This window comes from Trichodesmium erythraeum IMS101 (assembly GCF_000014265.1).
GTDB lineage: Bacteria > Cyanobacteriota > Cyanobacteriia > Cyanobacteriales > Microcoleaceae > Trichodesmium > Trichodesmium erythraeum.
In genome coordinates this window covers 5,834,958-5,861,744 of the sequence record NC_008312.1, presented here as the reverse complement: position 1 = coordinate 5,861,744, position 26,787 = coordinate 5,834,958, and the positions used below count along the sequence as shown (strand labels likewise).

Annotated in this window: 15 protein-coding genes, 1 tRNA gene and 2 pseudogenes; 7 read left to right on the top strand and 11 right to left on the bottom strand. The window is 32.3% G+C overall.

The genetic code is table 11. From position 1 onward, the window contains the following. Nucleotides 1-441: 441 nt before the first annotated feature. The 6 genes from clpS to TERY_RS18280 form a co-directional block, all read right to left on the bottom strand. Nucleotides 442-792, bottom strand: a complete 351-nt coding sequence (clpS, locus tag TERY_RS18305; protein WP_011613186.1) for an ATP-dependent Clp protease adapter ClpS — start codon at nucleotides 790-792, stop codon at nucleotides 442-444. A gap of 684 nt (nucleotides 793-1,476) precedes the next feature. Further along, complete coding sequence (glpK, locus tag TERY_RS18300) at nucleotides 1,477-2,991, bottom strand: glycerol kinase GlpK (protein ID WP_011613185.1); 1,515 nt, start codon at nucleotides 2,989-2,991, stop codon at nucleotides 1,477-1,479. Nucleotides 2,992-3,811: 820 nt separating this feature from the next. After that, entirely contained in the window at nucleotides 3,812-5,368 is a 1,557-nt protein-coding gene (locus TERY_RS18295; protein ID WP_044136910.1) for an ArnT family glycosyltransferase, read from the bottom strand. A gap of 230 nt (nucleotides 5,369-5,598) precedes the next feature. Continuing rightward, nucleotides 5,599-6,405 carry a TIGR03943 family putative permease subunit gene (locus TERY_RS18290; protein WP_011613183.1) on the bottom strand — a complete coding sequence of 269 codons (807 nt, stop codon included), beginning with the start codon at nucleotides 6,403-6,405 and terminating at the stop codon, nucleotides 5,599-5,601. Between the two features lie 34 nt (nucleotides 6,406-6,439). Further along, nucleotides 6,440-7,528, bottom strand: a complete 1,089-nt coding sequence (locus TERY_RS18285; protein WP_011613182.1) for a permease — start codon at nucleotides 7,526-7,528, stop codon at nucleotides 6,440-6,442. An 893-nt stretch (nucleotides 7,529-8,421) separates the two neighbouring features. Next, nucleotides 8,422-9,039, bottom strand: a complete 618-nt coding sequence (locus TERY_RS18280) for a DUF2227 family putative metal-binding protein (protein WP_011613181.1) — start codon at nucleotides 9,037-9,039, stop codon at nucleotides 8,422-8,424. Nucleotides 9,040-9,152: 113 nt separating this feature from the next. Here TERY_RS18280 and TERY_RS18275 point away from each other — a divergent pair. Then, a tRNA-Val gene (locus TERY_RS18275) sits at nucleotides 9,153-9,224 on the top strand. An 800-nt stretch (nucleotides 9,225-10,024) separates the two neighbouring features. Here TERY_RS18275 and kaiC read toward each other — a convergent pair. The 3 genes from kaiC to TERY_RS18260 all read right to left on the bottom strand — a co-directional run bounded on the left by kaiC (nucleotide 10,025) and on the right by TERY_RS18260 (nucleotide 13,391). Next, a complete protein-coding gene (gene kaiC / locus TERY_RS18270) occupies nucleotides 10,025-11,584 on the bottom strand; it encodes a circadian clock protein KaiC (protein ID WP_011613180.1) in 1,560 nt (519 codons plus the stop codon). 141 nt (nucleotides 11,585-11,725) lie between these two features. Further along, nucleotides 11,726-12,040, bottom strand: a complete 315-nt coding sequence (gene kaiB, locus TERY_RS18265; RefSeq protein ID WP_011613179.1) for a circadian clock protein KaiB — start codon at nucleotides 12,038-12,040, stop codon at nucleotides 11,726-11,728. 373 nt (nucleotides 12,041-12,413) lie between these two features. Beyond that, a complete protein-coding gene (locus TERY_RS18260; RefSeq protein WP_011613178.1) occupies nucleotides 12,414-13,391 on the bottom strand; it encodes an Orn/Lys/Arg decarboxylase N-terminal domain-containing protein in 978 nt (325 codons plus the stop codon). Nucleotides 13,392-13,793: 402 nt separating this feature from the next. Between TERY_RS18260 and TERY_RS18255 the strand changes: the two genes are divergently transcribed. Further along, nucleotides 13,794-17,159: an ATP-binding protein gene (locus TERY_RS18255; RefSeq protein WP_011613177.1), complete on the top strand. Its 3,366-nt coding sequence runs from the start codon at nucleotides 13,794-13,796 to the stop codon at nucleotides 17,157-17,159. 314 nt (nucleotides 17,160-17,473) lie between these two features. Here TERY_RS18255 and TERY_RS18250 read toward each other — a convergent pair whose 3' ends face one another. Then, nucleotides 17,474-19,474 (bottom strand): glycosyltransferase family 39 protein, encoded by a 2,001-nt coding sequence (locus TERY_RS18250; RefSeq protein ID WP_011613176.1) that lies wholly within the window; start codon nucleotides 19,472-19,474, stop codon nucleotides 17,474-17,476. Between the two features lie 515 nt (nucleotides 19,475-19,989). On the opposite strand from TERY_RS18250, the gene TERY_RS18245 reads away from it, so the two are divergent. Then, nucleotides 19,990-20,322 carry a DUF565 domain-containing protein gene (locus TERY_RS18245; RefSeq protein WP_011613175.1) on the top strand — a complete coding sequence of 111 codons (333 nt, stop codon included), beginning with the start codon at nucleotides 19,990-19,992 and terminating at the stop codon, nucleotides 20,320-20,322. A gap of 360 nt (nucleotides 20,323-20,682) precedes the next feature. After that, nucleotides 20,683-21,753: a glycerate kinase gene (locus TERY_RS18240; RefSeq protein WP_011613174.1), complete on the top strand. Its 1,071-nt coding sequence runs from the start codon at nucleotides 20,683-20,685 to the stop codon at nucleotides 21,751-21,753. Nucleotides 21,754-21,924: 171 nt separating this feature from the next. On the opposite strand, the gene TERY_RS18235 is transcribed toward TERY_RS18240, so the two are convergent. Continuing rightward, complete coding sequence (locus TERY_RS18235; protein WP_011613173.1) at nucleotides 21,925-25,050, bottom strand: COR domain-containing protein; 3,126 nt, start codon at nucleotides 25,048-25,050, stop codon at nucleotides 21,925-21,927. Nucleotides 25,051-25,640: 590 nt separating this feature from the next. Between TERY_RS18235 and TERY_RS33525 the strand changes: the two are divergent. The 3 genes and pseudogenes from TERY_RS33525 to TERY_RS31190 form a co-directional block, all read left to right on the top strand. After that, nucleotides 25,641-25,781: pseudogene (locus TERY_RS33525) on the top strand (RNA-guided endonuclease TnpB family protein); the annotation flags it as partial. Continuing rightward, on the top strand, nucleotides 25,782-25,952 hold the full coding sequence (locus TERY_RS35365; RefSeq protein WP_196797115.1) for a hypothetical protein: 171 nt from the start codon (nucleotides 25,782-25,784) through the stop codon (nucleotides 25,950-25,952). Between the two features lie 302 nt (nucleotides 25,953-26,254). Next, nucleotides 26,255-26,572 (top strand): annotated as a pseudogene (locus TERY_RS31190) (transposase); the annotation flags it as partial. Between the last annotated feature and the right edge of the window lie 215 nt (nucleotides 26,573-26,787).

Here is a 26,787-nt window from a genome sequence, read left to right as displayed (position 1 = left end):
TGACTGTACTAAGTATGGGCAATCATATCAGCCAAAAGTCTAATTAGAAAGGGGAAGTGGATAAAATTAATATCGTCTATGGCTATATTGACGATTTAGACAATTTTGAAAGGGCGATCATTGAATACAAAAATATAAAGCCGATACAGTTTTTTTTATTTAGCAGCCTAAACTATCGTAGACCTAGCCAATCAAAATCTTTTGGAGAAATTTGAAGCTAATTTTAAAAGAAATCATAACCTATTGGAAGCTTGTCCCTGAGTCGGAAGTTCAAGTGCCATTAAACAAATATTATTTCCGGAAGGGGGATACAGCAACCGAATGGGGGATGTAAACTGATCAACTTTAGTAACTCAAAAAGTTACTAGATAGATTAGATAAGCATAGAGACTAATGATCCTGTTAATGTATATTATTGAACCTAAAAGCGACAATCTTCGTTCACGCTTTTTCTAAGGGGGCCATTGTTAAACCAGCCCGACTCAACTGTTGATGGTACAATTCTGCCTGTTCTAGAGGCCCGACCCAGACGATCGCCTGACCTTCGTTATGCACTTGATAAGTTAGTTCCCAAGCACGATCACTGGTCATGCCGGGAATATATTTTTGTAGACATTCAGCAACGTGCTTAAATGTATTTACATCATCATTTAAAACAATTACTTTATAGTTGGGATATGGCTTGTTAACAACTTGACTATCCTTTTTAGGAGCAAGAGTTGTAGGGGAACTAGCCCCTCCTCTAACTGCTATATTTTCTATAATTCCTATAATAGATATTCCAAGACTCATGCTACTGCTGATTCATAAAACTGAATACAAAGGGTCACAATAAGTGACAATTTGATGTTTACTTCCTGCTAAAGTTTATACGTCACCAATCTAATGGCTTTTATTTCCGGCCACAACTCTTTCACAGGCATTTGCGGTCGATTTAATTTAAACTATATACTATCATATTATTAGGAAAATTGTCAACAAAAAGAACTTATCCACCCATATTTATACACAATATATAGGTTTTAAGACTGTTCCTCCCCTACTAAATAATGGTGGTTATGGGTCAGTCCTGAACCAAGTCAAAAGTCAAAATTTAAAAGTCAAAATTTAAAATTCAAAAGTAATATATGACCAAGTTTGAGAATTTATAAATGTCTGCCTCCTTTTCTTTCACTGCTATATATGAGGTTAATTTTTTAAGACATATAATTATGACTAATTAAAAAGAGATATTCTATATATTATTGACCTCCCTATTCACCTAATTTAAATAAAATAGAAAATTGGTGAGCTGCCATAAAAAACATAGATGCAACCAAAATTTTCCGAGTTTGAAACAGTGATATCAAAATAGATCCAGCATTTAAAAATTGTCTTAACGTATTTGCATATAAATCTCCCACCATACTAACACCTACCTCCTGTCAACCCTATTTCTGATCACACTCCAAAGCAAACTGATACTGATAACTGACTTTAATTAATCCAATTTTTGGCTCTACTAACTGCTTTTTGCCAAACCACAAAACTTTCTTGTACTTTGGTCGCATTTTTATTAGGTTCAAACACCTGTCCTACTTTATTATTACTCAGCAATTTCTGATAATTATTCCATAAACCTATTGTGAGACCAGCAGCAAAAGCAGCGCCTTGAGCAGTCGCATCAATAAAAGCAGGGCGTTCAACTGGAATACCCAACAAATTCGCCTGATATTGCATTAAAAAATTATTCTGCGAAACTCCACCATCAACTTTCAAATGACTCATAGGAATTCCGCTATCCTTATTCACTGCATCCACAACCTCTTTTACTTGAAAAGCAATTGACTCCAAAACTGCTCTGATAATATTTTCTCGCTGCACTCCCCCAGTAATTCCCAAAATTGCACCACGAGCATCCATATCCCAGTGGGGCGCGCCAAGACCACTTAAAGCAGGTACAAAATAAACACCATTAGTGTCTTCCACTTGTAAAGCTAAATTTTCTGTTTCTGCCACAGAGTCAATTAATTTTATCCCGTCGCGCAACCACTGAATACAAGCTCCCGTAGTAAACATTGCTCCTTCTAAAGCATAAGTTGCTTGCAGTTTCCCTTTGACTAACTGAGTCCAAGCTATAGTTGATAATAATTGATTTTGCGATTTGGTGACATGATTTCCAGTATTTGCAATTAAGAAGCTACCTGTACCATAGGTGCATTTTGACATTCCTGGGAAATTGCAACCATGAGCAAATAAAGCAGCTTGTTGGTCTCCTAAGACTGCAGCAATGGGAATTGATCCACCTAATAAATCTGGTTCACTCTTGCCAAATATACTGAAACTAGGTTGAATTTGTGGCATCATTTCTCTAGGAATTTGAAACAGGTCTAATAATTCCTGGTCCCAATTTAGAGATTCGATATTCATTAACATTGTACGACTGGCGTTACTGTGGTCAGTAGCATGAACTTTTCCACCAGTTAGTTTCCACAAAACCCAAGTATCAATGGTACCTGCTAAAACATTTTTGAGGTCAAGATTAGGTTTTTCTTCCTTGACCCAGTCTAGCAACCATGATAGTTTAGTAGCTGAAAAGTAAGCATCTAAAACTAATCCGGTGCGCGTTTTGATTTTTTCTGCTTCACCTTTTGCTGCTAACTCTTGACATAAAGATGCGGTGCGACGGTCTTGCCAAACAATGGCTTTGTGAAGGGGTTTGCCTGTAGTTTTATCCCAGAGGAGACAGGTTTCTCGTTGTACTGTTAAACCGATCGCTTCCACATTAGAGCTGGAAACACCAGTATCTCGGAAAACATCCTTGATCATTGCATAAGTGTCTTCCCATATTTCTTCGGCATTATGCTCTAACCAGCCTGGGTGTGGATAATATTGGGAGAGTTCTTTATATGCTTGAGCGACACTAGCACCTTGAGAATTGAATAATATTGCTCGGTTACCAGTGGTACCGAGGTCAAGAGCAAGAATATATTTTTCTGTGTTTGTGGTCATAAGAAATGATTTTTTTAATAGTAATAGCCAATTAGGTTTTTTTATTTACCATAATTTTTAGTGAAAATACAAAAAAATCAACTTTTCTTATTATTTGCTTGAAGCGATCGCTTTACCTCTTTCTTTTCTTATAATATTAATTGTCATCCACTAATTCTATATCTAGGTAGCACTTCAGTTATTATGTAATTGAGTAAGTTGGTGTATTTGCCCTGTGTAATAAAATGCCAATAAACTCTTAAATCAACTATTTGGAATATCTTTGAGTTACTATATAAATCTTAAGATAATTAAGCTTTTTCATTTCTATTTACTTCACACAAAGGGGATAACTTTTTTTCTCAAAGCCAGCTAAGTTAATCTTAATTTTAGGTGGTATTGTACGGATATTAAATACAAAATTCTTACTCCTGCTAAATAACCCGTGTAGCCCGTTTATAAAAGTTTTTTCAAAACCGTATAAGTTTAGCAATTATAGAACTATAGCAATGTTAATGATTTGTCAAAAAACTTTAGATAAAATATTACAATCCATAGGCAGATTTCTAGACTAATTCTAAATAATTTTGAATAGAAATGAGGTTTTATGGAAAAATACAATTCTACTATTTAGAGTACCTAATTTGACGACAGATGATACTTTCTCTAATATCATAATAGATTGCTATCTATTAATATAAATTATAAATTGGGGTATATTATTCCAACTCTTCTGTAATCTGACAATTAAGATTGTTGCATTTGCAAAAATATTGCTACATTAACTTGATTTTTGTACTTAGAGAATACCATTATTTTCTATTACTATACTCCCTATTATTTAATCACTGCTACTTACATTTATCCGATATAATTTTACATTTTTAATTGTAGTTTCCAGAAAAAAACTTGCCTCTAAATATTGATTGAGAGCATTTCTATATTCAGGGCTAATATTATCTTTTTCCGCAAGTAAAATATAACTAGGATTTTTCGCCATAATGTTATCTAATTCTTGTAGATAATTAGTAGGCAAAATCTGATGCATAGCTGTTAAATGACTAGGAAAAGCATATTTTGTCGGAACTTTTGTGGGCACTAAATAATAAATTATGGGTTCATAATTAACTACATATATATAATCATTTGATTTTATTCTTTGTCTCAAATATTTAGCAATCAAAGCTTCTCTGTCATCCCACGTATCTATTTTTTGAATGTATCGATAATAGATAAATTCCCAATTCTTACTTAACTTATTGTAACCAGCTTGAGCAAAAGGATATATCAAAATAAAGAACAAAAATATATTAGCTAAATAAGGGCGGATAATTACATTTAATTGGTAATTAATCAAAGCATTTATTTGAGCTTGAGTACTATTTTTTTTCATTTTTATTGCTTCTCCATAATGATGTTCATTTACCAGATTTTGAGGTAAAAAAACAGATTTAATAATGATATATCCACTAATTAAACATAATGGAGGTAATAATTGTAAAAAGTAATGATTATAAAATCGCTTAGATAACAAAACTGCCAAAAAAGCACAGCTAAACCACAAAAATAAATAGATTAAATTGCGCTCTTGTTTAAACTTACCCCTAGCAAATACAAAAAAATAAATCGGACTCCAGAACAAACATAACCATAACAAAATATTTCCTAATACCTGTTTTCTGAGTCTACTTAAAAGGTCTGAAAAAGAAAAATCTAACATCGCTACATACTTACTATTAGCACTTATAGTTGCATAGATATATTCATCAAAATACCCATAAAATTGATAAATAAATGCAATAAAAATTGCAGGTAAAATTAAGCCTATACCGAAAATTAGATAAAACTTTAATGTGGAATTCAATTTTTTTATAAGCCCTTCTTTTTCCTTTTCTTTTATTTTTCTTTCTTTCCTAAACCAAGTCCCTAATAAAACCAATGCCAAGGTATCCATAATCACCAAATATTTAATTTGCATCCCTATCCCAAAAATTAGACCTATCATAAATACTTTAATATTTGATAATTGTCTATTCCGAAATAACAATAAAAATCCTACTGTAACAAAAGGAGCAAAGAAAATTTCTGCATTGGCAGCAGCACCATCATTATGTAAAGAAAAAATAGCATATAAAACACCTGCTAATAATCCTATCTTTTCTCCTTGCTTTTGATCAATCGTTGCCCCAATTCTATATAAAAAATAGCTGGTAAAAGTTGTAGCCAGAATAGATATAATTCTGATTGATACTATAGACCTATCAAAAATTAGCATTGCTAGGGAAAACAATATAAAAATACCAGGAGGTTTATTATCCCAAATTTCTGTATAGGGGAGATTACCATTTAATAAACTATCTGCTCCTAATATATAAATACTTTCATCTTTGTCTAACACAGATACAAATAAAGTCCAAAATCTGAGAAAGAATGATAATAGAAGAAACCCAATAAAAATTATTAGTTTTTGGTTTATATTTTTGAGCATATTGATAAAAATTATAGACTATAGTAGGTATGGGCAACTTCTAAAATTTTATCCTCAATTGTACAATCTGAAAATCTTTATTTAAGGAAAAAAAAATTTATTTACTTTTCATACTTATGAAGTTTATCATTCTATTTTATCTAATAATCATAAGGATTTTTAGGCTTAGGAATTGATTCTATTTCTGTTGGCAAAATTGTTAATTTACGTTTACCGTTAAACTCATCAGTAATCATTATTCCTTCTACTTTAAACCAACCATCTTGAGGATATTCACTCCGACTTTTGCTTGCTGGTAATTTAACTGGTAATCCCACTGGATAAGCATCAGCAGCACAGCAAGTTAGAATAAATCTAGATATCCACATATATTGCTCAGATAATCCCCTAGGATAAATTACAAAACCACTTACTTCAACTTTTTGACCATTATAAGCATCTGGTTCTGGATAAACATTTAAAGTCCTAATCCATTCAATTAGAGATCGCTCTTCTGGTTTAATCGTACTACGAAATTTTTGAGGTTGAGTTCTAGTTACTGGCAAAGATTCTGTTAACCCTCTTTGCAAAGCAGTTTGACTCCCAAAGACTTGAGGGGTAATTGTTAAAGCTAGTAGAGCAGATACTAACAGTAAAAAACTACTCCAACCAGGAGCAAAAAAGTTAATATGTTCATTTTTAATTAGACTAACTTTTTCTTTTGATTGCCTAGATATTTGGTGGTTTTTATTGATATTCCATAACTGCAATAATTTCCATCCACCTAATATTAATAACCCAATGCCAGCAGCAATAGTTAAACCAAAATAACGGGGATGAATCAATATATATAACTTTCCTGTCAACCAATAATTTATTAATAAAAAGCCCCAAGTAAAAATTGCTCCAGCATCCAACCAAGATTCATATTTTTTGAGTATATAAAATAATGATTTTGCTACTTTCATATAAAAAACTTATTTCGATCAACAAAAAGCTAATTTAACTCAAGTATAAGTTGACTCCCACAGCCATAATAAATGTTAACTGTGCTGCCAATATTATCAAATAAACTACAGCTCGCGAGCGAAAAAATGATAATAACAAACCAACAGCTTTAATATCAATCATCGGTCCAAAAACCAGAAAAGCTAACAACGAACCACTAGTAAAAGTTGCAGCAAATGACAAAGCAAAAAAAGCATCTACAGTAGAACAAATGGAAACTACTGCTGCCAAAGTTAGCATAGCAATAATTGAACTAATTGAGCCTTGACCAAGATTAAGAATTAACTCTCTAGGAGCAGCAACTTGAATGATGGCAGCGATCGCACTCCCAACTACTAATACTCCTCCCAACTCTCGTAATTCCTGCACTATACTATCTAACAAAGATAAAAGTCTTTGTCTATTAGGGGCAAGGAAAAGAGATTTCAAATTTATATTTTTATTAATAGTTATTTGATCACTAACTCCTATAAACTGACTCTCAACAGGTGTCGTCATTGATCCTTGCAAAAGCCCCATAGACTCTAGGGGTAAAGATGTACTAGATCGACCTAAAAAAAATGTTCCTGACTGTAGAAGGGGAGAAGCATCCAACTTTTGAGAAACTAAAGGTTTCGCTCTAGGCAATAAACGAGCAGTTGTAGGCTGTAAAATTGGTCGTATATCCTTCTGAAAACTAAATACCCAACCAACAATTGTTGCGATAGTTAGAGAAAATAATACTCGCAACACCACAATTTCTGGTTGGTCTCTAAAGGCAGTCCAAGTTGCCCAGATAACTATGGGATTAATTGTTGGAGCTGCCAATAAAAATCCAATTGCCACTGAGATGGGGATACCTTGTATCAATAAACGTCGTGCAACTGGAACATTGCCACATTCACACACTGGGAACAAAAAACCAATTAAACTCCCTACAAATGCTCCTAAAAGTGGATTTTTAGGCAGATATGTAATTAATTTTCGTTCGTCAATGAACCACTGTAATATTCCAGAAAAAATAACCCCTAACAGCAAAAATGGCATTGCTTCTACTAATAAGCTGAGAAAGAGGGTGAAAGAACTATTCAACTGATTTATCATTATTGATGTTATCTTTAAAATCTACTTAATAACTTGATTTTTTTTTGATGTTACTTACCGAAAAATTGGGGTTAAAGCTTTCCCCGCCCATTAAGTAACTTTTTAGTTGTTTTTTTGAACATTATGTTAACTTAAATTAATATTAATTAATTGGTCGCAGGCGGGCAGTTACCAGACAAAAAACAGACAGACCAGGCAAAGAGTTTGACTAGGGTCAAGTTTCCCTCTCGCCACAAGAAAAGTCGCTGTATCAGAAAAAAAATCAACCCATAGAGAAAGTTTACCCTCGGTAGAATTTCCTCCCACCTAATAGCCGGGGAAGATATCAAATTTATAATTATTTAGATGATCAAGATTATTCGCTAACTATCTACTTAAGTTGCACACTTTATATCAATTTTATCTGAGACTTCACAGAATTATAAATTCATTAATTTGCCGATCTTTTTCTACAGTTAAGTTTGATGAAAGTTTTGGTAGTGCATTGAGAAAATTTGGGAATGATGATAAGATTATGATCCCTAAGAACTTTCAATGATCATACAAGCTCCTCTGTGTGTGTGTAGTTCTTACGAAACTCTTATTCATGGAAAGACCAGTAAAATAATTCAACAATACTATTTTTTCATAGAATAACGAAATTTGTCCACAATACACTATCATAGATAAGTTTAATTTGAAATATTTATTATATCAACCAACTTCAGAACTGATAATGGCCGATTTTAAACTATTTATACAACGATTTATACTAAAATAATAGTTGACACCAATCAACTGTCAGCGTAAATTCTTATGCAAGAAAAGCTAAAATAGGTTCTATAGGAGCTTATTCATACCTTGAGGTCATTTTTCAGATCTACTGAATTAACAATGTATAAGGTGTTGATATTTTATTTTTTAGTACGATGACGACTAGTATTAGAACCAACCTTTGAGCAGGTAGACCTGCGAGAGTTCTTAACCACTCGTTTTTTAAGTTTTATTTTGGGGAGTAAACTAGATAAACCTTTAGTTTTAAAGCGTTTATAAGCAGAACAACTCCAGTCACTTAAAGAATGGCTCATGGCACCAAGTTCTAGACCAACTAACAAGGCAACTACTTCTTGATAATGCTGGGAAAGCGATCGCCACAAACTTATAACCAACCCTAAAACACTTAAATCTAAGCCCAATAATTTATCTACAATTAAACCTAACATAGCCAAAACTGCTGACCAGTTTAACAAGTATAGTAACCGTAATGCAGTACCAATTATTGGTCCATGAGATAAAAAGGAGCGATGATTAAGACTGGTTTGGTATGGTCGCCAAAGCCACCTAAACCAACCCCAACGTTGGAATTGCCGAGAATTAATATCAAGGTCTGGGCCAAACATTAGGCCACTAAATAAAAACCCTCCAGAAACAAATAACGTTAAGTGGGTACTACGAACTAACACATAGCTTAAGATGATTACAATGGGCAAACTCCACAAGGTTATTCGGTCATGGGTAGGACCACTAGGCATAACAGATTTAATCTAGGCCAAAAATATATAATTTATATTTATCAAACTTACCAGATAAAATGTGATTTTTTTACTTGCACATTTAATAAGATGTGTTATAGTAATAAAAGGTTGGGCGGTTAGCTCAGTGGTAGAGCGCCTGCCTTACAAGCAGGATGTCACTGGTTCAAATCCAGTACCGCCCATGATTATCTAATCTATCTAATCTATATATTATTTATATGTAGATGTATTACTTTATAATTGTTCTGATTTGCTAAATAAGTAATTATTGATTGTAAGAATGAACAAAGTGCGAAATGATACTAGTGATATGATTATTTTGATTATTTTTAATAAATAAAATATATTATATAGATGGACTTGTTTTTCCTTTCCATCAATTTTCTTTGTTTTTAATTACTAGTACTACTGAATCATTCCATATCATAATTTTTTCTATTTCTTTTCTTACTGTTTGATGTCCTTTAAAAAAGGAAATTAAACAATAACTGAAATTAGAGATATTTGTACTCAAGCAAGTTTTTAATTCCTTTAAGGTAAGTTTTGATAAAATATGCTCCTTATAGTTTATTGAAATTCTTTTGCTATTTTTCTACTAGCTTTATACGGTTTATCTAAAACTGTTACCAACATTTTAAAACTTCTCTGGGTAATCTTTTTTGTCATTTATTCTTACACAATCTCCATAAGTATTGAAAAATTACTCTCTGAGAAACTTGACTTAGATGTGCATATCAGGGATGTTTAATTCGATTATACTTAGATATTATTTGGAAGTTAGGAACGAGAATCTTAATTGTATTTAAAAAATAACTGAAAATTTGGGTGATGCTTTAAGCCCAACTAATTATTTGGTAAACTTTCCTCAAATGTATATAATTCCATAAATTAATATATTTATTGAGCCGATCAAAAAGCTTTGAATCAAAGGTAGTTTAGAATAGTATCATATTTCATATTACTAATTTTTGCAACCAAACATCTAGTCATCTGTTGTCTTTTCTTGGACTCCTTGAATAATTCTAGATAATTCACTCTTCTCATTAACAGTAGTTCGAGTTGGAGAACCGCTAATAATTCCTTCATAGCTGCGGAAAGAGTCTCTTATATCAGGACCCTGAGATGTAATTGTATATTCTCTAATTCCCTTATCATGCCATGAACCACGCATTTTGAAGACATTGATAGCACGGGACATTTCACCACGAATCTCTACATACTGGAGCATCAGGATAGTATCAGTAATAGTAGAAATATGGGAGTCTGTAATAGAATTAGATCCCATAAACTGATCTGTGGTGTTAGTAAAAAAGCCTGTTATTTCTTCTTGTTTAGCGAAACCAGTGACTCCAATTACAAATTGTCTAAAGGCATTATTACTTACCCCTCTTGCCAAAGCAGATAAAGAGTCAATAGCTATTCTTGATGGTTTAAATTCGGCAATTTCTGATTTAATAATTTGTAGGTGATCTTCTAAACCTGCTGATTCTGGGTAGCTACACAGAATTCTTAATAATCCTTTTTTTTCTAGTTCTTCAAAATCTATGCCCCAAGAAAAAGCATTACGAAATAATTGAGCCCGGGACTCTTCATAAGCAAAAAGCATAGCAGGTTCATTATTCATACAACCATCTTCAATAAATTTACTTACTAAAAGGGTTTTACCTGTACCTGTAGCTCCAGTTGCTAATATAATTGAATCTTTAAAGAAACCCCCACCACACATTTTATCAAGAATTTCATCCCCAGAGGAAACCCTAACATTAGAAGAACGTTGAGTTAATCTCATGGCTCCAAGTGGAAATATATTTACACCATCATTGGTAATGGTAAATGGATATTCTCCCTTCATGTGGGTTGTACCCCGAAGTTTTAGTATTTCTATTGTCCTACGTCTACGTTCACCTTCAAGAGCATTACGCACAATAACAACATTATCCGAGACAAATTCTTCTACTCCAAATCTAGCTACAGGGCCATATTCTTCTACTCTTTCTGTAGTCATAATAGTTGTTGCCCCAACTTGTTTGAGTCGTGCGACTAAACGAAATATTTCTCTTCTAACTACCGAAGCCGCATCATATTGTTGAAATACAGCAGTTACTGAATCTATAGAAACTCTTCTAGCTTTGTATTTAAGAATAGCATATTGAATTCTTTCTATTAAGGCAGATAAGTCAAAATTGCCAACTATATCTTGTCCCTCTGGATCTGGGGAAGCATCCAATATAAATAATTTCCCATGATCAACTAATTGCTGTAAATTCCAACCAAAACTATAAGCATTTTTAATGATATCTTGGGGAGATTCTTCAAAAGTTACGAATACTCCTGGTTCATCAAAATAAGTAATTCCATTATAAAGAAATTGAATAGCAAACAATGTTTTACCAGTTCCAGATGTACCACTTACTAATGTTGTTCTGCCAACTGGCATACCTCCATGACTTATGTCGTCAAAACCCTCAATCATGGTCTTAATTTTTTCAACTCCTACAGTTGCTATTCTGTCCTTTTTAACAGACTCACTATTTTGATTCATATCTTTAAAATCTCTTGGAATGAAAAATTTGACTATCTGCGAATATATTTATTCCTGTGTTGCTACCTCAAGATATTATGGGTGCGAGATATTTATATCACAAAATACTAAAGTTAATATCAATCGGATCTAGAAGTTTGTTTAAAGATTGTATTCGTCTTCGTTGAGTTCTTCATAAAGTAGATCCAACCCAATTAAGACCTTTTCTCGATCTGAGAGATCACCAATGATTTTTCTAACGGGTGGAGGTAATATTTTGGACAAAGTTGGTGTTGCCAATATTTTATCTTCTTCTGCTAGTTGAGGATTTTTCAATACGTCTATTACTTTTAAGGCATAAACCCCTTGAAATTCTTGTTCCAGAATTTCTTTGAGTGTTTTTAATGCCCGCACAGAATTAGGAGTATTTCCAGCAACGTATAACTTCAAAACATAGGTTTTCTTTAGAGGACTCATAATTATTATCAAGTAGTTTTTTTCAGATTTTTTGAATAGTTTTTCCTAGATTAAAAACCGATTTAATAATATTTTAACCTCAATTCAAACAGAGTTTTTTTTGTTTAGGGATTAATTAAATTATTGATTAAATATATTGACGTAACCATTTTTACAGTTAGCATTTAGCTTTTCCAAGTTGGAAATATTCAAGTTGAGCAAAACCATCGTACTTTGGGTGCTAAATTTCAAATAAAATAAAAGTTATTGATCGGTTTTTCTTATTAGATACTTTGAAATTATTAAACTTATTTAATTCCTAACACATTTTCTGATGTTAACATTAGCTTAATGTAATCTTTTCCTAGTTAATTTTTATTTAATAATCTAGTTTTCAAGATTCTCTAGGAATAGAACGTCGATACATTTCACATAAGTGTGCTATTGTATCTATAAGAGTTAATCTATAGTCCAATAACATTTCCTCACTACGTCCTTCCAACCTTAGTTGTATAGCAAATTCATCCATTAAATCCATGTGAATTTCCACAACTTGTGTTACAGGAATATCTGAGAAAAAACATAGGTTAACAAAGTCATCTATATTATTGTTTAGAGAATTATCCTGAGAAAAATATTTGAGAACAATATGACGATATTCTAGCTTAAGTTGGTCTACAAACTTATCACGCTCCCCTGGAGCCATATTCCTAATAAAATTTGTGGGATTCCTTTTGTAATACACACCTAGGTATCCTAATCTTTCCCTTAATTTTGCATATAATCTGTGTTGCTGTTGATGAAGTATATTTTTAGTATAATCATCAGTGGCTTGACTAGATATTTGAGATTTATCTTTTGAGGAACTAGCAGGAGAAAGTTTGAGAAATTTTTGAATTGCTTGCTCAACATAAAAATCTATTTTGCCTAGTTGATTGATTAATAATGAAGCTTCTGCTTGATGGTAAATAAAGGGTTGATAATTATGCTGTGTAGTATATTCAGTAAAATTATTATCAGTGTCAGTTAACTGCTGATTTTCCAGAGAATTTTCTGATTCAGATTTTTTAATAATAACAGCAGGTAATAAAATAGATCTATGGTGTAACTTATGTATCAAAGAAGTTAGTTCAGGATCCTCTTGGAAGAGGAGACAATCTATATTAGTATTCTCCTCAATAAGCTGGACAAATTCTCGATCAGATTTGGTCAATGCCACAAGGTAGCGATCTTGACTCAGTAACTTGGTTACTGAAGTGGCAAATTTATCATCATGTAAATATATACAAATAAATAGTTTAGTAGACAAAGTTTTAGGTACAGTAGGTAAGTCTGGGTTGATTTGAGAATCTGTAATCCGAGAAATCTTCATTACAAAAGAATTTTATTACATCAAAGATTTAAACATATACTGTAATAATATTAACATATATAACTTTTATATTTTTTGGGTTAAGAGGAATTCATGAATAGCTTGTCTAAATATAAATAATAGTTGAGCAAGGTTATCTTTAAATTCTCTCAAAATACCTCATAAATAGCAGTAAATTAAAGTAGGAACATTAATCCTATATCTGTGTACTAAATATCATTACCACTAAAGTCAAAATTTAAGCTAGCTATAAACGTAATAGGATTTTCCTGTGAGATGTTTACTTAATTATTTGTGGACAGATGTAGGGATAAGGGTTTCCATTCAAAATGGCCTAGATTGTAGTCCGATTAGTCAACATACCCTTAATGAATATATTTCAGCTTATATATCTGAACTGTCATGTTAATGCCCTACACGACTTTAAAAAAAATTATATCTCCTATACCAGTTTGCTTAGATACAGAAAATTTGCAAGTAGTATGGTCAATTTTCTCTAGAGAAAAATGTAACGAGTTAGTAATAGTAAATCTTCAACACCAACCACTAGGATTAATTTACTTACATAGTTTAATTCCTTATCTAACATCAAACTCAGAAACCAAAATACTTAAAACTGATACTTCTGTAGGAAATTGGCAACAACCTCTATCTGAAGTAAGTTCTTTGGCATTGAGTAGTTTAAGAATATTACCAGCAGATTTAACTGTTGACAAATTATGGCCATATATCCAACCAGAATCGGAAAACGAGATAGAGCAAGAGTCTTTGAGGTTGCCTATTGCTGTTGTAGATGGAGAAGGTAAATTTTTAGGGTTGTTAGATAGTTGGCGTCTATTAGAGTTTATTTCCACAACTGAGAACCTGAAGCTAAATATCTCTGAATTAGAAAATTCGCCAGAAGTGGAGCAAATAGTTACAAAAGATTTGCTTGATCAAGAACAAGAAAAGCAAGAAAAAGTAGAGACTTCTTCCTATATCTATTCATTAATAGAGCTTTTAGAAAAATTACCTCTACCTCTGATGTTACAGAGCAATGATGGCAAAGTAATAAATCAGAATTTAGCATGGCGTTCTCATATCGGAAAAGAACCGGATTTAATAGAAATTGTAGATGCAGTTATGGGTTTATTGGCTAAAAATACTAAAAATACTCAACAACAGCCGACACAAGCCAAAATACCAGACTCTATAGCTATCTTGGAAGATGGTGTTGCATTTTCGTGTCCAATAAAAACTAATGGGAGGGTTTCCCCTGCTAAACTTTTACAAAAACGAGCTCAGGTTCCACAGTCAAATTCTGCTTCTAGTTGGTGTTATTATACTCATCCAGGTACTTATGTTTGTACTTGTCCTCAAAAAAATGGTCAAGAACGAGTATGGCACTTTAGTAGTCAGCAATTGTTTGACCTGACGTTAGTTTTAGCTCAGGATGTCACAAAACAACACTTGGTGGCAAAGGAATTACAGGATAAAAATACTGATTTGATTCGGCTTAACCGACTTAAGGACGAGTTCTTGGCTTGTATTAGCCATGAATTAAAAACACCGTTAACTGCTGTACTGGGTTTATCTAGTTTATTGAAAGATCAGACTCTGGGAGCTCTCAATAAACGTCAAACTCATTATGCTACACTTATCCATCAGAGTGGCCGTCATTTAATGGCTGTGATTAATGATATTCTAGATTTAACTCGCATGGAAACTGGTCAAATGGAGTTGATCCCAGAACCAGTTGAAATTCGGAAAGTTTGCGATCGCGCTTTTCAGGAGGCTTTACAACTTCAGCATAAGCGTCCTCAAGGTCAATCTTCTGCTATATTTAGTGATTCTATCCGAGCTAAGTATACTTTAGAAATAGAGAAGGATCTAGATATTATAATTGCAGATGAGTTGCGTTTGCGTCAGATGTTGGTAAATTTATTATCTAATGCTTTGAAGTTTACTCCAATAGATGGCAAGATGGGATTGAAAGTAGCTAGATGGGAAAAGTGGATAACTTTTACTGTTTGGGATTTTGGTATTGGTATACCAGCAAACAAGCAACATTTGATTTTTCAAAAGTTTCAACAATTAGAAAATCCTTTGATTCGTGAGTTTGAAGGAACTGGTTTAGGTTTAGTATTAACTCAACGTTTAGCTCGTTTACATGGTGGGGATGTTACTTTCATTTCTCAGGAAGGTAAAGGAAGTGAGTTTACATTAATATTACCACCTATTCCACCTCCAAAGGATTTAAGAATTGAAGGATGGGAAACAAATGATTATCTCAAAGAACAGGGATTAATTCCTACTAAAGAAAATGAAGTTCGTAGGAAAAAAGATAGTAAGTTACCTGTTAATAATTACCATTTACCTGTCGTTAATTATTCATCTCGTTTAGTTCTAATTGTTGAAGCGGTTCCGGGGTTTATTGAAGATTTAAAAAATAAATTAACAGGTAATGGTTATCGAGTTGTTATTGCACGTTCTGGTACAGAAGCAGTTGAAAAGGCGCGAAAGTTACAACCAAAGTTAATATTTCTCAATCCATTATTGCCACTGTTATCAGGTTGGGATGTGTTAACTCTTCTGAAAAAGGATACTGATACTTGTCATATTCCTGTGGTAATAACTTCTACAATAGGAGAGAAGGAACGAGGGATAGTTAATGGAGCGAATCAATTTTTAAGTTTACCTGTAGAACTATCAGCGTTAGAAGAAGTATTAACAGAATTTACTGATTTACCATCAAAGAAACAGGATTATCAAAAGTTAGTAATTCTCCGTTTAATTCCTGGTAGTTATGATTTTAAGCAGCCTATGACAGAAGATTCTATTTATGAGGATAAGTTTTTTTCGCTTCCTACTGAATACAGAATAATAGAGGCAGATGATTTAGCTCAAGCTAATTTACTTGCTAAGATTTGGCAGCCTAATGTTATCCTTATAGAAAGAAGATATAATTCAATGACTCCGGTTGAATTTATTAACAAGTTAAGTCAATATTCTGCTTTGGCGGCTATTCCTTTGGTAACTATGGATTCCGAAATTACTCAAGCTGCTAATCAAGTCAAAAAATTGTCTGTGTTTCCTTATTTGGCTTTTGATAAAAATGATAATTATTTAACCGAAAGGAAGCTTAATTATGAATATTTTAATTCGCGATTATGTCAAGTGATTTCTATTGCTGCAGGCATGAGTTGGCTACCTACTATATTGGTTATGGATGTAGCAAATATCAAAGATTTTATAGTACCTTTGACAGAGGTTTTTTCTGAGGAAAGTGTTGTTGATTTATCAGATTTTACCTCAGAACAAAAGAATATAAACTTAAAAGATAGTTTGAATTATTCCAATTTTCCCAATTTTATTTCTGATTTAGAGGTGGCTAATCAAAATATAAATAATTTTCAACAAACAAAATTACCAATTGAAAGTACACAGGTATTAGTTCAGTATATTCAAACTTATGGATTTAAAGGTTTAATTGCTAAATCTTGGGTTGAAGTTTTGTCACAATTACAAAATCAGAGTGTAGATTTATTATTAATTTGTTTACGGGGAAATTTACCGTCTGCTTTAGATAAAGCATTGTTTGATTTAGACAAAATAGTTACAAAACCTCCTATATTAGTGTTAAAGTATCCTAATTATCAATTACCCAAAAATATGACACTAGAAAATCTCAATTTAGCCTTAAGTAAGATTGCGAGAAAAATTTTACCTTTTGATTTATCAATAGCTGATTTATTGGAGGAAATTAAGGGTCATTTAATAAGGGAATAGAAAAGAGGAAAGTCTTCAATATTTTTGCTGTAATTTTTGTAGCCTGAGAGATAAGTATCTGTTAATTTTCTGTTGGTAAATAGTTCTTGAAAGTTGTTGAGTAAGTACAAGTATTTATGTTAAATTAATTTAATGTTTTTCAGAGATTAGAGAGCAAAAATTAGAGAGTCGGGAGTAGCGGAAAAATATACATTATCAGTGGATCCAAAATAATTTGGCTAACCCTATTGCCATATTTCCCAGGGTAAACGCGTGGGGTATTTCCGCTACACTATCAGCAAGCAATAAGCAAGGAAGGTGTCAGTTCTACTGGCTTATTTTGGTAAAAAGATATTTTTAGGAGCTTTACCTAATTGATAAGCACCACGACTGTCTAAATATTGATATTGCCCTGGTTTTAATCCTATATGAATAAACTTTTTTGGGTAGCCAATTATCAATACATTATCAGAAGAGTTTTTTGAGAGATTTTTCCCTAGATATTCTCTGGCATCTGTAGCACGTCGAAAAAATTTTACTTGTTGCCTAGTATAAAAAACTAAACTAGGTTTTTCAAAGCTAACCATAATTATTTCTTCTCCTGGTTGTCTGGCTTGAATAATAGTTTGAGCTAGCTGACGTAAAGGTAATTGACGTTCTTGATCTACTAAAAACATGATCGGGTTAATAGTAAAAATTAAACAAGCTACTAACCCAATAAAATTAGCACTCCAAACCCAAGAATTTTGTTTTTTTATGACAAAAAATCCAATGACTATTGCTGTGGTTATTAAAATTAAGCCACCACGAATTAATAAGCCAGATTTTCTAATTATTTCTGAGAAATATGGCATGGCTGGGTCTCTATCTAACCAGTTAAAACTGTAGATAATTGCTAAGGCTAAAATCAACAAAAAAATAATGTTGGCGACAACTGAGAAAGATAAAAATTTACTTTTTGATTTAGAAGTATTTCTCGTTAATCTGGAAATAGGTTGAGTAGGGTTATTTGTGGCTTTAAATGATGATTGAGTGGAGTTATTTTCAGGTTTATTAGTCTGACTAGATAGAGAATATCTGTGAAGAATAATATTACTCCAAAATAGTGCTAATAATATTGCTGCGGCGGGCATTATTGGTAAGACATAGCTAGGTAGTTTAGTAGCAGAGATGGAGAAGAAAGCAAAGATACAAATAAACCAGAAAAAGGCAAATAAACCTAACTGTTTATTTCTCGGTTTATGACGCCAATAATAGGGTTGCCAAAACTTAGTTTTAGCTATGGCTACTGGTAAATAAATAGACCAGGGAGCGAAACCAATTAGTACGACTAAAAAGTAAAAATACCACGGTCCTTGATGGTGATTCACAACTCTGGTAAAACGTTCAAAATTGTGATACCCAAAAAAACTATCAATGTATTCTTTTCCATTTACCAAGGTAACTAGATAATACCAAGGGAATGTAATGGTAAAAAAAATTAAAATTCCATACCAAATTTTGATTTCTTGCAAGACTTTAAAAAGTCTACCTACATATAATAAAAAGGAACCAATAATTATTCCTGGTAAAACAATTCCAATGGGACCTTTGGTGAGAACTGCTAAAGATATTAGTATATAAAAGGCTAAATACCACTTGTTGAATAGGGGAGATTTTCTAGGTTTTGAGGATTGATTTTGATTTGGTAAATAAGAGGTTTTCTGTATGATGATTTTGCTGTTTTTTTGCTGATGTATAAGAGCATTTTCTGTTTGTGAAGCATATCCTATAAAAAAGGCTAGTAGTGCTGAACACATACAGCTTGTTAATAACATATCAGAAACTCCTATACGTCCCCAAACAATAGTTTCTGGATTTATGGCTATCATCGCTGCCCCAATATATCCTATTAATAATTTCACTATTAAAAGTTTATTTTTAGGGGTATATATTTGAGGATTCAGGTGATAATAACCATATCTGTAGAGGGTATAAAAACCAAGGCACATTAAGCCGGTTCCAGATATTGCTGATGGGAGACGGACAGACCATTCATTAATACCAAAAAGATGATAAGAAATTGCTATTAACCAATAAATTAAAGGTGGTTTATCAAAGCGAGTTTCTCCATTAAAATAAGGTGTAATCCAATCTCCAGTTTTTACCATTTGACGAGCAGTTTCGGCAAAAATTGGTTCTGTTTCATCAATTAAACCAATATTACCAAGGTTATAGAAGAAGGCTAAGGAAGCAAGTAAACAGAGGTATAAAATAGAAAGTGTTAATATTAAAAGATATTTTTTTTGTTTGGCTTTAATTTTTTTGAAATTTTCTAACTGTTGTATTAGTTTCATTTAGATAATTTACTCTTATAAGTTTTAATGCTTAAGTTCTAATTTAGCTGGATTTTTGTCAAGTAGCTATTGTTTTTATGGTCTTTAAATTAACTTTAGAAAAAGAATTGGTACTATTACACTCATTGTTTACCTAGAGTAATTTGATATGGTGCTTTTTGTATAAGGGATTTGGTCTGAAAAATATGTAATTATTTTTTTGTACTTACTTGGGCTAAGAAATAATAATTTTTAATGAGTATCCCCCCCTATTTTCCAGCTAAAGAAAATGTAGAAAACTTTTATAGGATAATTAAGTATCCTGATTTTTTTGACCGGAAATATTATAGGTTGTGGTTTTGCTGAAGACCTAGACAAAATTATTGACTTATTCTAGTTTGACGTGAGGTATATAATATAAGATGTTCGGTCTCACATATAAGTGTAATTAACTTTGTGCACCTACTTGTATTAAACTAATATTAGTATCTTTAATTTGAGATTTATAGAAATTAAAAATATATTTAATATCATTTATGCAAAGTACCCGTCTTAATAGATTATTTAATGTTATTCTTAAGAGGTTTGAACAATGGTTGGTTAATCCTTGGCGTCGAATTTCTATATTACTTATTAGTTTGTTGTTTGGTAATTTTGCAGCAAGTGCCGTTTCTACTATTGCTGGGCAAGAAGGATATTTAGATGTTTTATATACTTTAGCTTGTTTGTTCATTACTGAGGCATTAAACTGGTTGGTTTATGGTCGCAGAGGGAAAGTAGCACGTTTTTTGATAATAGATATTTTAAATAGTTTGAAAATAGGTTTTATTTATGGTCTATTTTTGGAGGCTTTTAAGTTAGGTTCTTAAGGGTTATTAGTTATTAGGTATCAGTTATGGGTTATTAGTTTGTTTGGGTTTCTTTTCTGTGGTGCTATTTTTATAATTATTATTGACTATAATAGCACAGTTTCTTTTTTGATTTGCTAGTAAGTTTTCAATGGCTAGCTGTTTACCTAGTTTATCTAGATTTTTTTCTCATATTTTGAATTTTAATATGAGTTTTACAGAATTTTTTGTCTGAAAATTTTGACGATTTTTACACTTAGCTAAGTATCTGAAAAAAAAAATAGGTTTTTGCCTCTTATTAAGTAGCTACTTTATTAATTTGAAAAAGGATATGATGTTATAAGTATTTAGCTTAATTCTTAGATAGTATCTATAATTTTTATGGGTTTTTTTGATTTTGAAGTAGGGCAAATTTTACAGTTTTTACAGCAGGGTAATTCTCTGGAGAAAAAAGAATTAGAAATTTTAGCAAGTCAGGAATTAATAGATAAAAAACGTGCTCATGTTTTTAATATTACTTCGGCTAATGTGAGGGAAGTAATTATGGAGCGATCGCTTCTATTTCAGTCTGTAATTTCTGACTATGATAAGTTTCCTCTCAGAGACTATAATACTTTAGCAATTTTATGGAAATTATGGTTACCTTTAGGAATAAAGTTAGCTAGTAAATGTCAAGGTTTAAGTCGCCCATTCATTCAAGGAATTTTAGGGGGGCAAGGAACTGGTAAGACTACTCTGGCAAAAATTTTAGTGTTAGTTTTAGATAAGCTTGGATATAAAACTATTAGCTTTTCTATTGATGATATTTATAAAACTTACGCTGAACGTCAACTTTTACAAAGGCAAGATTCGAGATTAATTTGGCGCGGTCCTCCTGGCACCCATGATGTTAGTTTAGGAATTGAAGTTTTGGATAAGTTACGTCAATCTAAAAGTGAAAATTCTGATGGTTTAATTGCTATTCCTAGATTTAATAAGTCTCTTTTTAATGGTGCTGGAGATCGAGTTGAACCGGAAATAGTAAGTAAGGTTGATATTATTTTATTTGAGGGTTGGTTTGTGGGAGTTCGACCCGTTGAGGATAAAGTTTTTGATATGGCAAAACTACTACCAATTATTACAGAGGCAGACCGAAAGTTTGCCCGTGATATGAATAAAAATTTGATGCAATATTTACCTCTTTGGGAAAGGTTAGATAGTTTAATTATTTTATATCCTACTGATTATCGTTTTTCTAAAAAATGGCGAAAGGAAGCAGAAAAACAAATGATTGCTTTAGGAAAATCTGGAATGAGCGATGATGAAATTGAAAGGTTTGTGGATTATTTTTGGCAAGCATTACATCCAGAGTTGTTTATTAAGCCACTTATCAATAATCAAGAGTTGGTAGATTTAGTGATAGAAATTAATTCGGATCATTCTTGGGAAAATATTTATCAGCCCAAGTCTTGAATAGGATTTTTCTGTTAGTTTCAGATAATTTTATAGGGAACTTTCAGAAAAAGAGAATATACTGAGCTAAGGTTTTTCTAATTTTTGCTAAAGCTCAATTTTTGACTTCCAATTTAGTTTTCAAAGTTTGTCAAGTTAGTTAGTGAGAAATAGGGTTTAATCTCTTAGATATTATTGATTTTGTTCGGACTCAATTTCTTCTTGCGGAGCTGGAAATATCTCTTGAACTTTCTCTATTAATTTAGGGAAACCAGATGGAAATAGTTTCGGATAAATAATAAGTACAAAAATGCCGATAGTGGCAGAAGCTAAATAGAAAATCATTTGCCCATTCTGCGCCCAAGTCAAAAAATCTAGCCATCCAAATTTATCGGGTTTTTCGGTTTTTGGCGCCGGAGAATGTGTGGTTATATTTCCTTCGATATTACTTTCGTCACCCAGTACATTACCTGTAATATTTCCGTCTTTATTTTCGATTTTTCGGCTTTTGTCAATGTTTTTATTCATGGTTTTATTTCCCATAATTTGACTATTAGTGTCTTTGGCGTCTATATTCCAGTCTCCGCCATAATTAGTATAACTATAATATTTATTATATACATTATTTGGATGAGAGTTAGACTGTGAGAGTTTATCATACTCACTTATATTTATTACATCATCAATTAAGCTTTTTATATTAACTTCATAGAAGGGAGGATAATCACATTCAATTGTTTCCTTACCATTATTTATTCGGTTCTTTAAAATTTCAAATTTGTATGATGTTGGGTTCTGATTATTTTGACAAACATTACAATTACAAGGAATTAACTGATTATATTTTAGTCGATTATTATAGGAACTGTGAATTTTATCGAATTCGTAAGTTACGATAGTCATTAAATACTGTTTTTCCCGCCCAGAAACTCTGATTTTTATTTCTCTTATGTTGTAATATTCAATTACTTCTGCTCTTGTTTCATTTTTCTTGAGAATAACTCCGCTTTTCCAGACATATTTCTGTTCTTCAATATCTTTATGCATAGCTACAATAAACTGAGTAATAATTCCTTTGGGCAGAAATTCGTAGGTGTAACGTAAAATCAAATTATTACTTTCATCCCAGTCATATTCTGGTTGATTTTCTGTTAAGAGTTGAGGAGCAATATAGGTCTGAGAATTGCCATAAATTTTATAACAAAGTTTAAATCTAATCATTAATTGCAGCAGTTCATCCCGCATATTCACATATTTTTCTTCATTCCAGATATTGGCTAAATCATCTTTGGTGAATTCGCCGAAATTATTACGAACTGTCTGATTATCTAAGGCTTTATAAACTGCCGCTGTTCCCCATTCTGGTTTGAGAATAACTGTTTTATTTAAGAGTGGGTCATCCTGAAAATGAAGACAAATTCCTAAGTCGTGTAAATAGCCACTTAATTGTAATTTATATTCCCTTTTTTCAAAGCCATTTTGTTCACAAATAGATAAATATTCTTCTAGACTAATATAGTTACGGGAATCTAATTCTAATATTTCCCGGACTTGTTTCCAAGTTTTAGGTAAACGACTGCCAACATGGGGTAACTTACTAATATGATGTTCGATTTCTCTGATAATTTCTTCTAAGCCACGATTAGTTTTAAGGTTGGTAGCTAAGACTTCTTTAATATTAGTAAATTGCCCTTGTAATGCCCGTTGATTAATTTCTCGTTTCCGTTCTTGTTTCTCATTTTTAACTATTAATAAGGGGCTATTACCGCTTAATAATTCTACTACATTGAGCCAATAATAAAAGTCTGTATCTTCTTTGCGGGTATCAGCGACAAGGGTATATAGGGAGCGTTTGGTCAGGAAAAATTGGTGGGTAGCGTGATAAATTTCTTGTCCGCCAAAATCCCAAATATTTATTTGAAAGTCATTTTGGTTTTTTGTCTGAAATTTGTACTGATGAACTTCAATTCCTTTGGTTGTATCTTCATCTTTGAGTTGATAGTTTTGGTCGAGAATTTTATTTGCTAAAGTTGTTTTGCCGGCTCCACCTTCTCCAACAATTAGTAACTTTGCTTCATAGATATAATCTATTCCTTTTTCTCGTTCTTGCTGGAAATAGTCTCTAATTTCTTGTATTCCTTTTGTAGCAATTTCTATTGGTGGGTTTTCGAGGGGGTTATTGTTTAAATAAAGCCATCCTAAATTGGAGAGTGTGGTGATTGATTCCGGCAGAATTGTTAATTGATTATCCCTTAAATAAAGCGAAGTTAAATTGGAGAGTTTGCCAATTGATTCCGGCAGACTTGTTAATTTATTCCAGCTTAAATTAAGCTTAGTTAAATTGGAGAGTTTGGTGATTGATTCCGGCAGTCTTGTTAATTGATTATTCCTTAAATCAAGCTTAGTTAAATTGGAGAGTTTGGTGATTGATTCCGGCAGTCTTGTTAATTGATTGCCATCTAAATAAAGCTCAGTTAAATTGGAGAGTTTGGTGATTGATTCCGGCATACTTGTTAATTGATTACTACCTAAATCAAGCACAGTTAAATTGGAGAGTGTGGTGATTGATTCCGGCAGACTTGTTAATTGATTACTACCTAAATAAAGCGAAGTTAAATTGGATAGTTTGGTGATTGATTCCGGCAGACTTGTTAATTTATTCCAGCTTAAATCAAGCGAAGTTAAATTGGATAATTTGGTGATTGATTCCGGCAGACTTGTTAATTGATTGTGACCTAAATAAAGCTCAGTTAAATTGGATAATTTGGTGATTGATTCCGGCAGACTTGTTAATTGATTGTGACCTAAATAAAGCTCAGTTAAATTGGAGAGTTTGGTGATTGATTCCGGCAGACTTGTTAATTGATTACCACCTAAATCAAGCGAAGTTAAATTGGAGAGTTTGCCAATTGATTCCGGCAGACTTGTTAATTTATTAACACTTAAATAAAGCTCAGTTAAATTGGAGAGTTTGGTGATTGATTCCGGCAGACTTGTTAATTGATTGCCATCTAAATAAAGCTCAGTTAAATTGGAGAGTTTGGTGATTGATTCCGGCAGACTTGTTAATTTATTATTGACTAAATAAAGCGAAGTTAAATTGGAGAGTTTGCCAATTGATTCCGGCAGACTTGTTAATTCATTGCTGCCTAAATCTAATACTTCTAACTGCTCTAATTCCCAAACATCACCAGGAACTTCAGTTAATTTACACCCGCTTAAATATAACCACTTAAGCTTTTGATATTTAGCTTCTTGTATTCTTTTTTTTACATCCTCTGATATATAGTACTGCTCGCTTGTTTCAGAATAAGTCATAACTGGATAAAATAATTTTTCTCATATTTTACATAATAAAATAGAAAAAGGCAGCCCTAAAAAAGAAAAAAAACTAAATTATAAGCGATCGCTCTTCAACTAACAGCTAAAAACTAACTACACCAAACTAACAAAAACAGCCGGAATTATTTTAACCAAAGCAGGCTAATTACTTGAAAAAATCCAGCACTTTAACAGTCAGCTCAAAACATTTTCCTAAGTAATACCGCGCCAAAAGATGCATCAAAATAATCAACCACCAAATTGAGCAGATAATTTACCTCCTCTCCAACCTTTAACCCTTCTTATAAACTAACTTTTCCTTCTAGCTAATAACTAATAACTAATAACTAATAACCAACAGCAGAATACTTACATCAACCACCAACTTCAGCAGATAATCTATTTCCTTTCGGGCTTCTACCGAAAAATTTACTTTAAACCTTCCCCCTTCTAAAGCAACTTTTTAGTTTATTTTTTTTCACACCTTATCTTATTCAGCTTTTTAGTTCAAAAGTCATTCTATGAAAACCAGATTTAAATACCCTATATATCCAACATTGAGATAAAAACACCCATTAGCAAAACTATTTAGTTGTGTCCGTCTTATCTGGAATGATAGTCAAACTTGCCGTCAGGAAAAATACAAACTAGGAAAGAAAAAACCCACTAACACTGAACTACAAAAACAGTTTATTACTCAGACCAAAAAAACTGAACAAAGAACTTAGTTGTCAGAAGTTTATGCCATACCACTACAGCAATCTTTCAACCATTTCAAACAGGCTGAACAAAACTTTTTTCATCAACTCAAGACAACAGAAAAAGTCAACCCATCAAATTTCCTAAACTTAAGAATAGAAAGTCAAAGCCAACAGCTAGACTTACAAAAAGTGGATTGAAAATTAGTCACCATAAAATTTACTTAGCTAAAATACGAAAGCTGAAAAATTTGTCATTAAAAGAACTACCCCCTACTCCATTATCAGAAACAGTAATCAAAAATTCAGCTCATCAATATTTCCTAAACTTTGTAGTAGAAATTTTGCCATAAGTATTCCCTAAAACCGATAATTCAGTAAGTAGAGATTTAGGAATTAAAACTTTTGCCACTATAGGAACATTTCCCTACCCGACATCAAACAAATTTTTGTTATGCAACCTCCGTGCATAGAAAAAAAATTGATGCACCAAAAACACTAAAAAAAAAATTAAAAAGCACCGAAAACCAACTAACTCATTCTCTAAAAAAACTAACAACTCTAAAAAAGATAAAAAAGCCAGACTAAAAATAGCTAAACTTCATAGAAAACTGAAAGATACAAAGAGAGACTTTCCACACAAATTATCTAGCAAAATAATTCGTGAAAACCAAACAACTGTTTTAGAAGACTTGCACATTTCTAGAATAGTTAAAAATCAGAAATTATCAACAGCTATTTATGAAAAACAACCCCAGAAAAATCCCGACATTTTTAAAAGGAAAAGCAAAAAAATACATTCAGGAGCTAAAAGTAACTAGCCATTAAGAGCCCACATCATACAGAACTTCCATACAACATCCCTCAGTTGTTGTGGGTTTAAAAGTAGAAAACTGAGACTTATCAACTCGTGAGTCCAAACATCCTACATTGTGTATCTAAACATCGTCCCGTAGCGGAACAGAATTCTATCCAGACAAAAACGCAGCAAAAAATATATTAGTCGCGGGTAGGCATACCGAGACAAAAAACCGAC

Bases quoted from the DNA above. Each gene is read 5' to 3' on its own strand.
- clpS (WP_011613186.1), bottom strand. From the start codon at position 792: ATGAGTCTTGGAATATCTATTATAGGAATTATAGAAAATATAGCAGTT.
- glpK (WP_011613185.1), bottom strand. From the start codon at position 2,991: ATGACCACAAACACAGAAAAATATATTCTTGCTCTTGACCTCGGTACC.
- TERY_RS18290 (WP_011613183.1), bottom strand. From the start codon at position 6,405: ATGAAAGTAGCAAAATCATTATTTTATATACTCAAAAAATATGAATCT.
- TERY_RS18285 (WP_011613182.1), bottom strand. From the start codon at position 7,528: ATGATAAATCAGTTGAATAGTTCTTTCACCCTCTTTCTCAGCTTATTA.
- TERY_RS18280 (WP_011613181.1), bottom strand. From the start codon at position 9,039: ATGCCTAGTGGTCCTACCCATGACCGAATAACCTTGTGGAGTTTGCCC.
- kaiC (WP_011613180.1), bottom strand. From the start codon at position 11,584: ATGAATCAAAATAGTGAGTCTGTTAAAAAGGACAGAATAGCAACTGTA.
- kaiB (WP_011613179.1), bottom strand. From the start codon at position 12,040: ATGAGTCCTCTAAAGAAAACCTATGTTTTGAAGTTATACGTTGCTGGA.
- TERY_RS18260 (WP_011613178.1), bottom strand. From the start codon at position 13,391: ATGAAGATTTCTCGGATTACAGATTCTCAAATCAACCCAGACTTACCT.
- TERY_RS18255 (WP_011613177.1), top strand. From the start codon at position 13,794: ATGTTAATGCCCTACACGACTTTAAAAAAAATTATATCTCCTATACCA.
- TERY_RS18250 (WP_011613176.1), bottom strand. From the start codon at position 19,474: ATGAAACTAATACAACAGTTAGAAAATTTCAAAAAAATTAAAGCCAAA.
- TERY_RS18245 (WP_011613175.1), top strand. From the start codon at position 19,990: ATGCAAAGTACCCGTCTTAATAGATTATTTAATGTTATTCTTAAGAGG.
- TERY_RS18240 (WP_011613174.1), top strand. From the start codon at position 20,683: ATGGGTTTTTTTGATTTTGAAGTAGGGCAAATTTTACAGTTTTTACAG.
- TERY_RS18235 (WP_011613173.1), bottom strand. From the start codon at position 25,050: ATGACTTATTCTGAAACAAGCGAGCAGTACTATATATCAGAGGATGTA.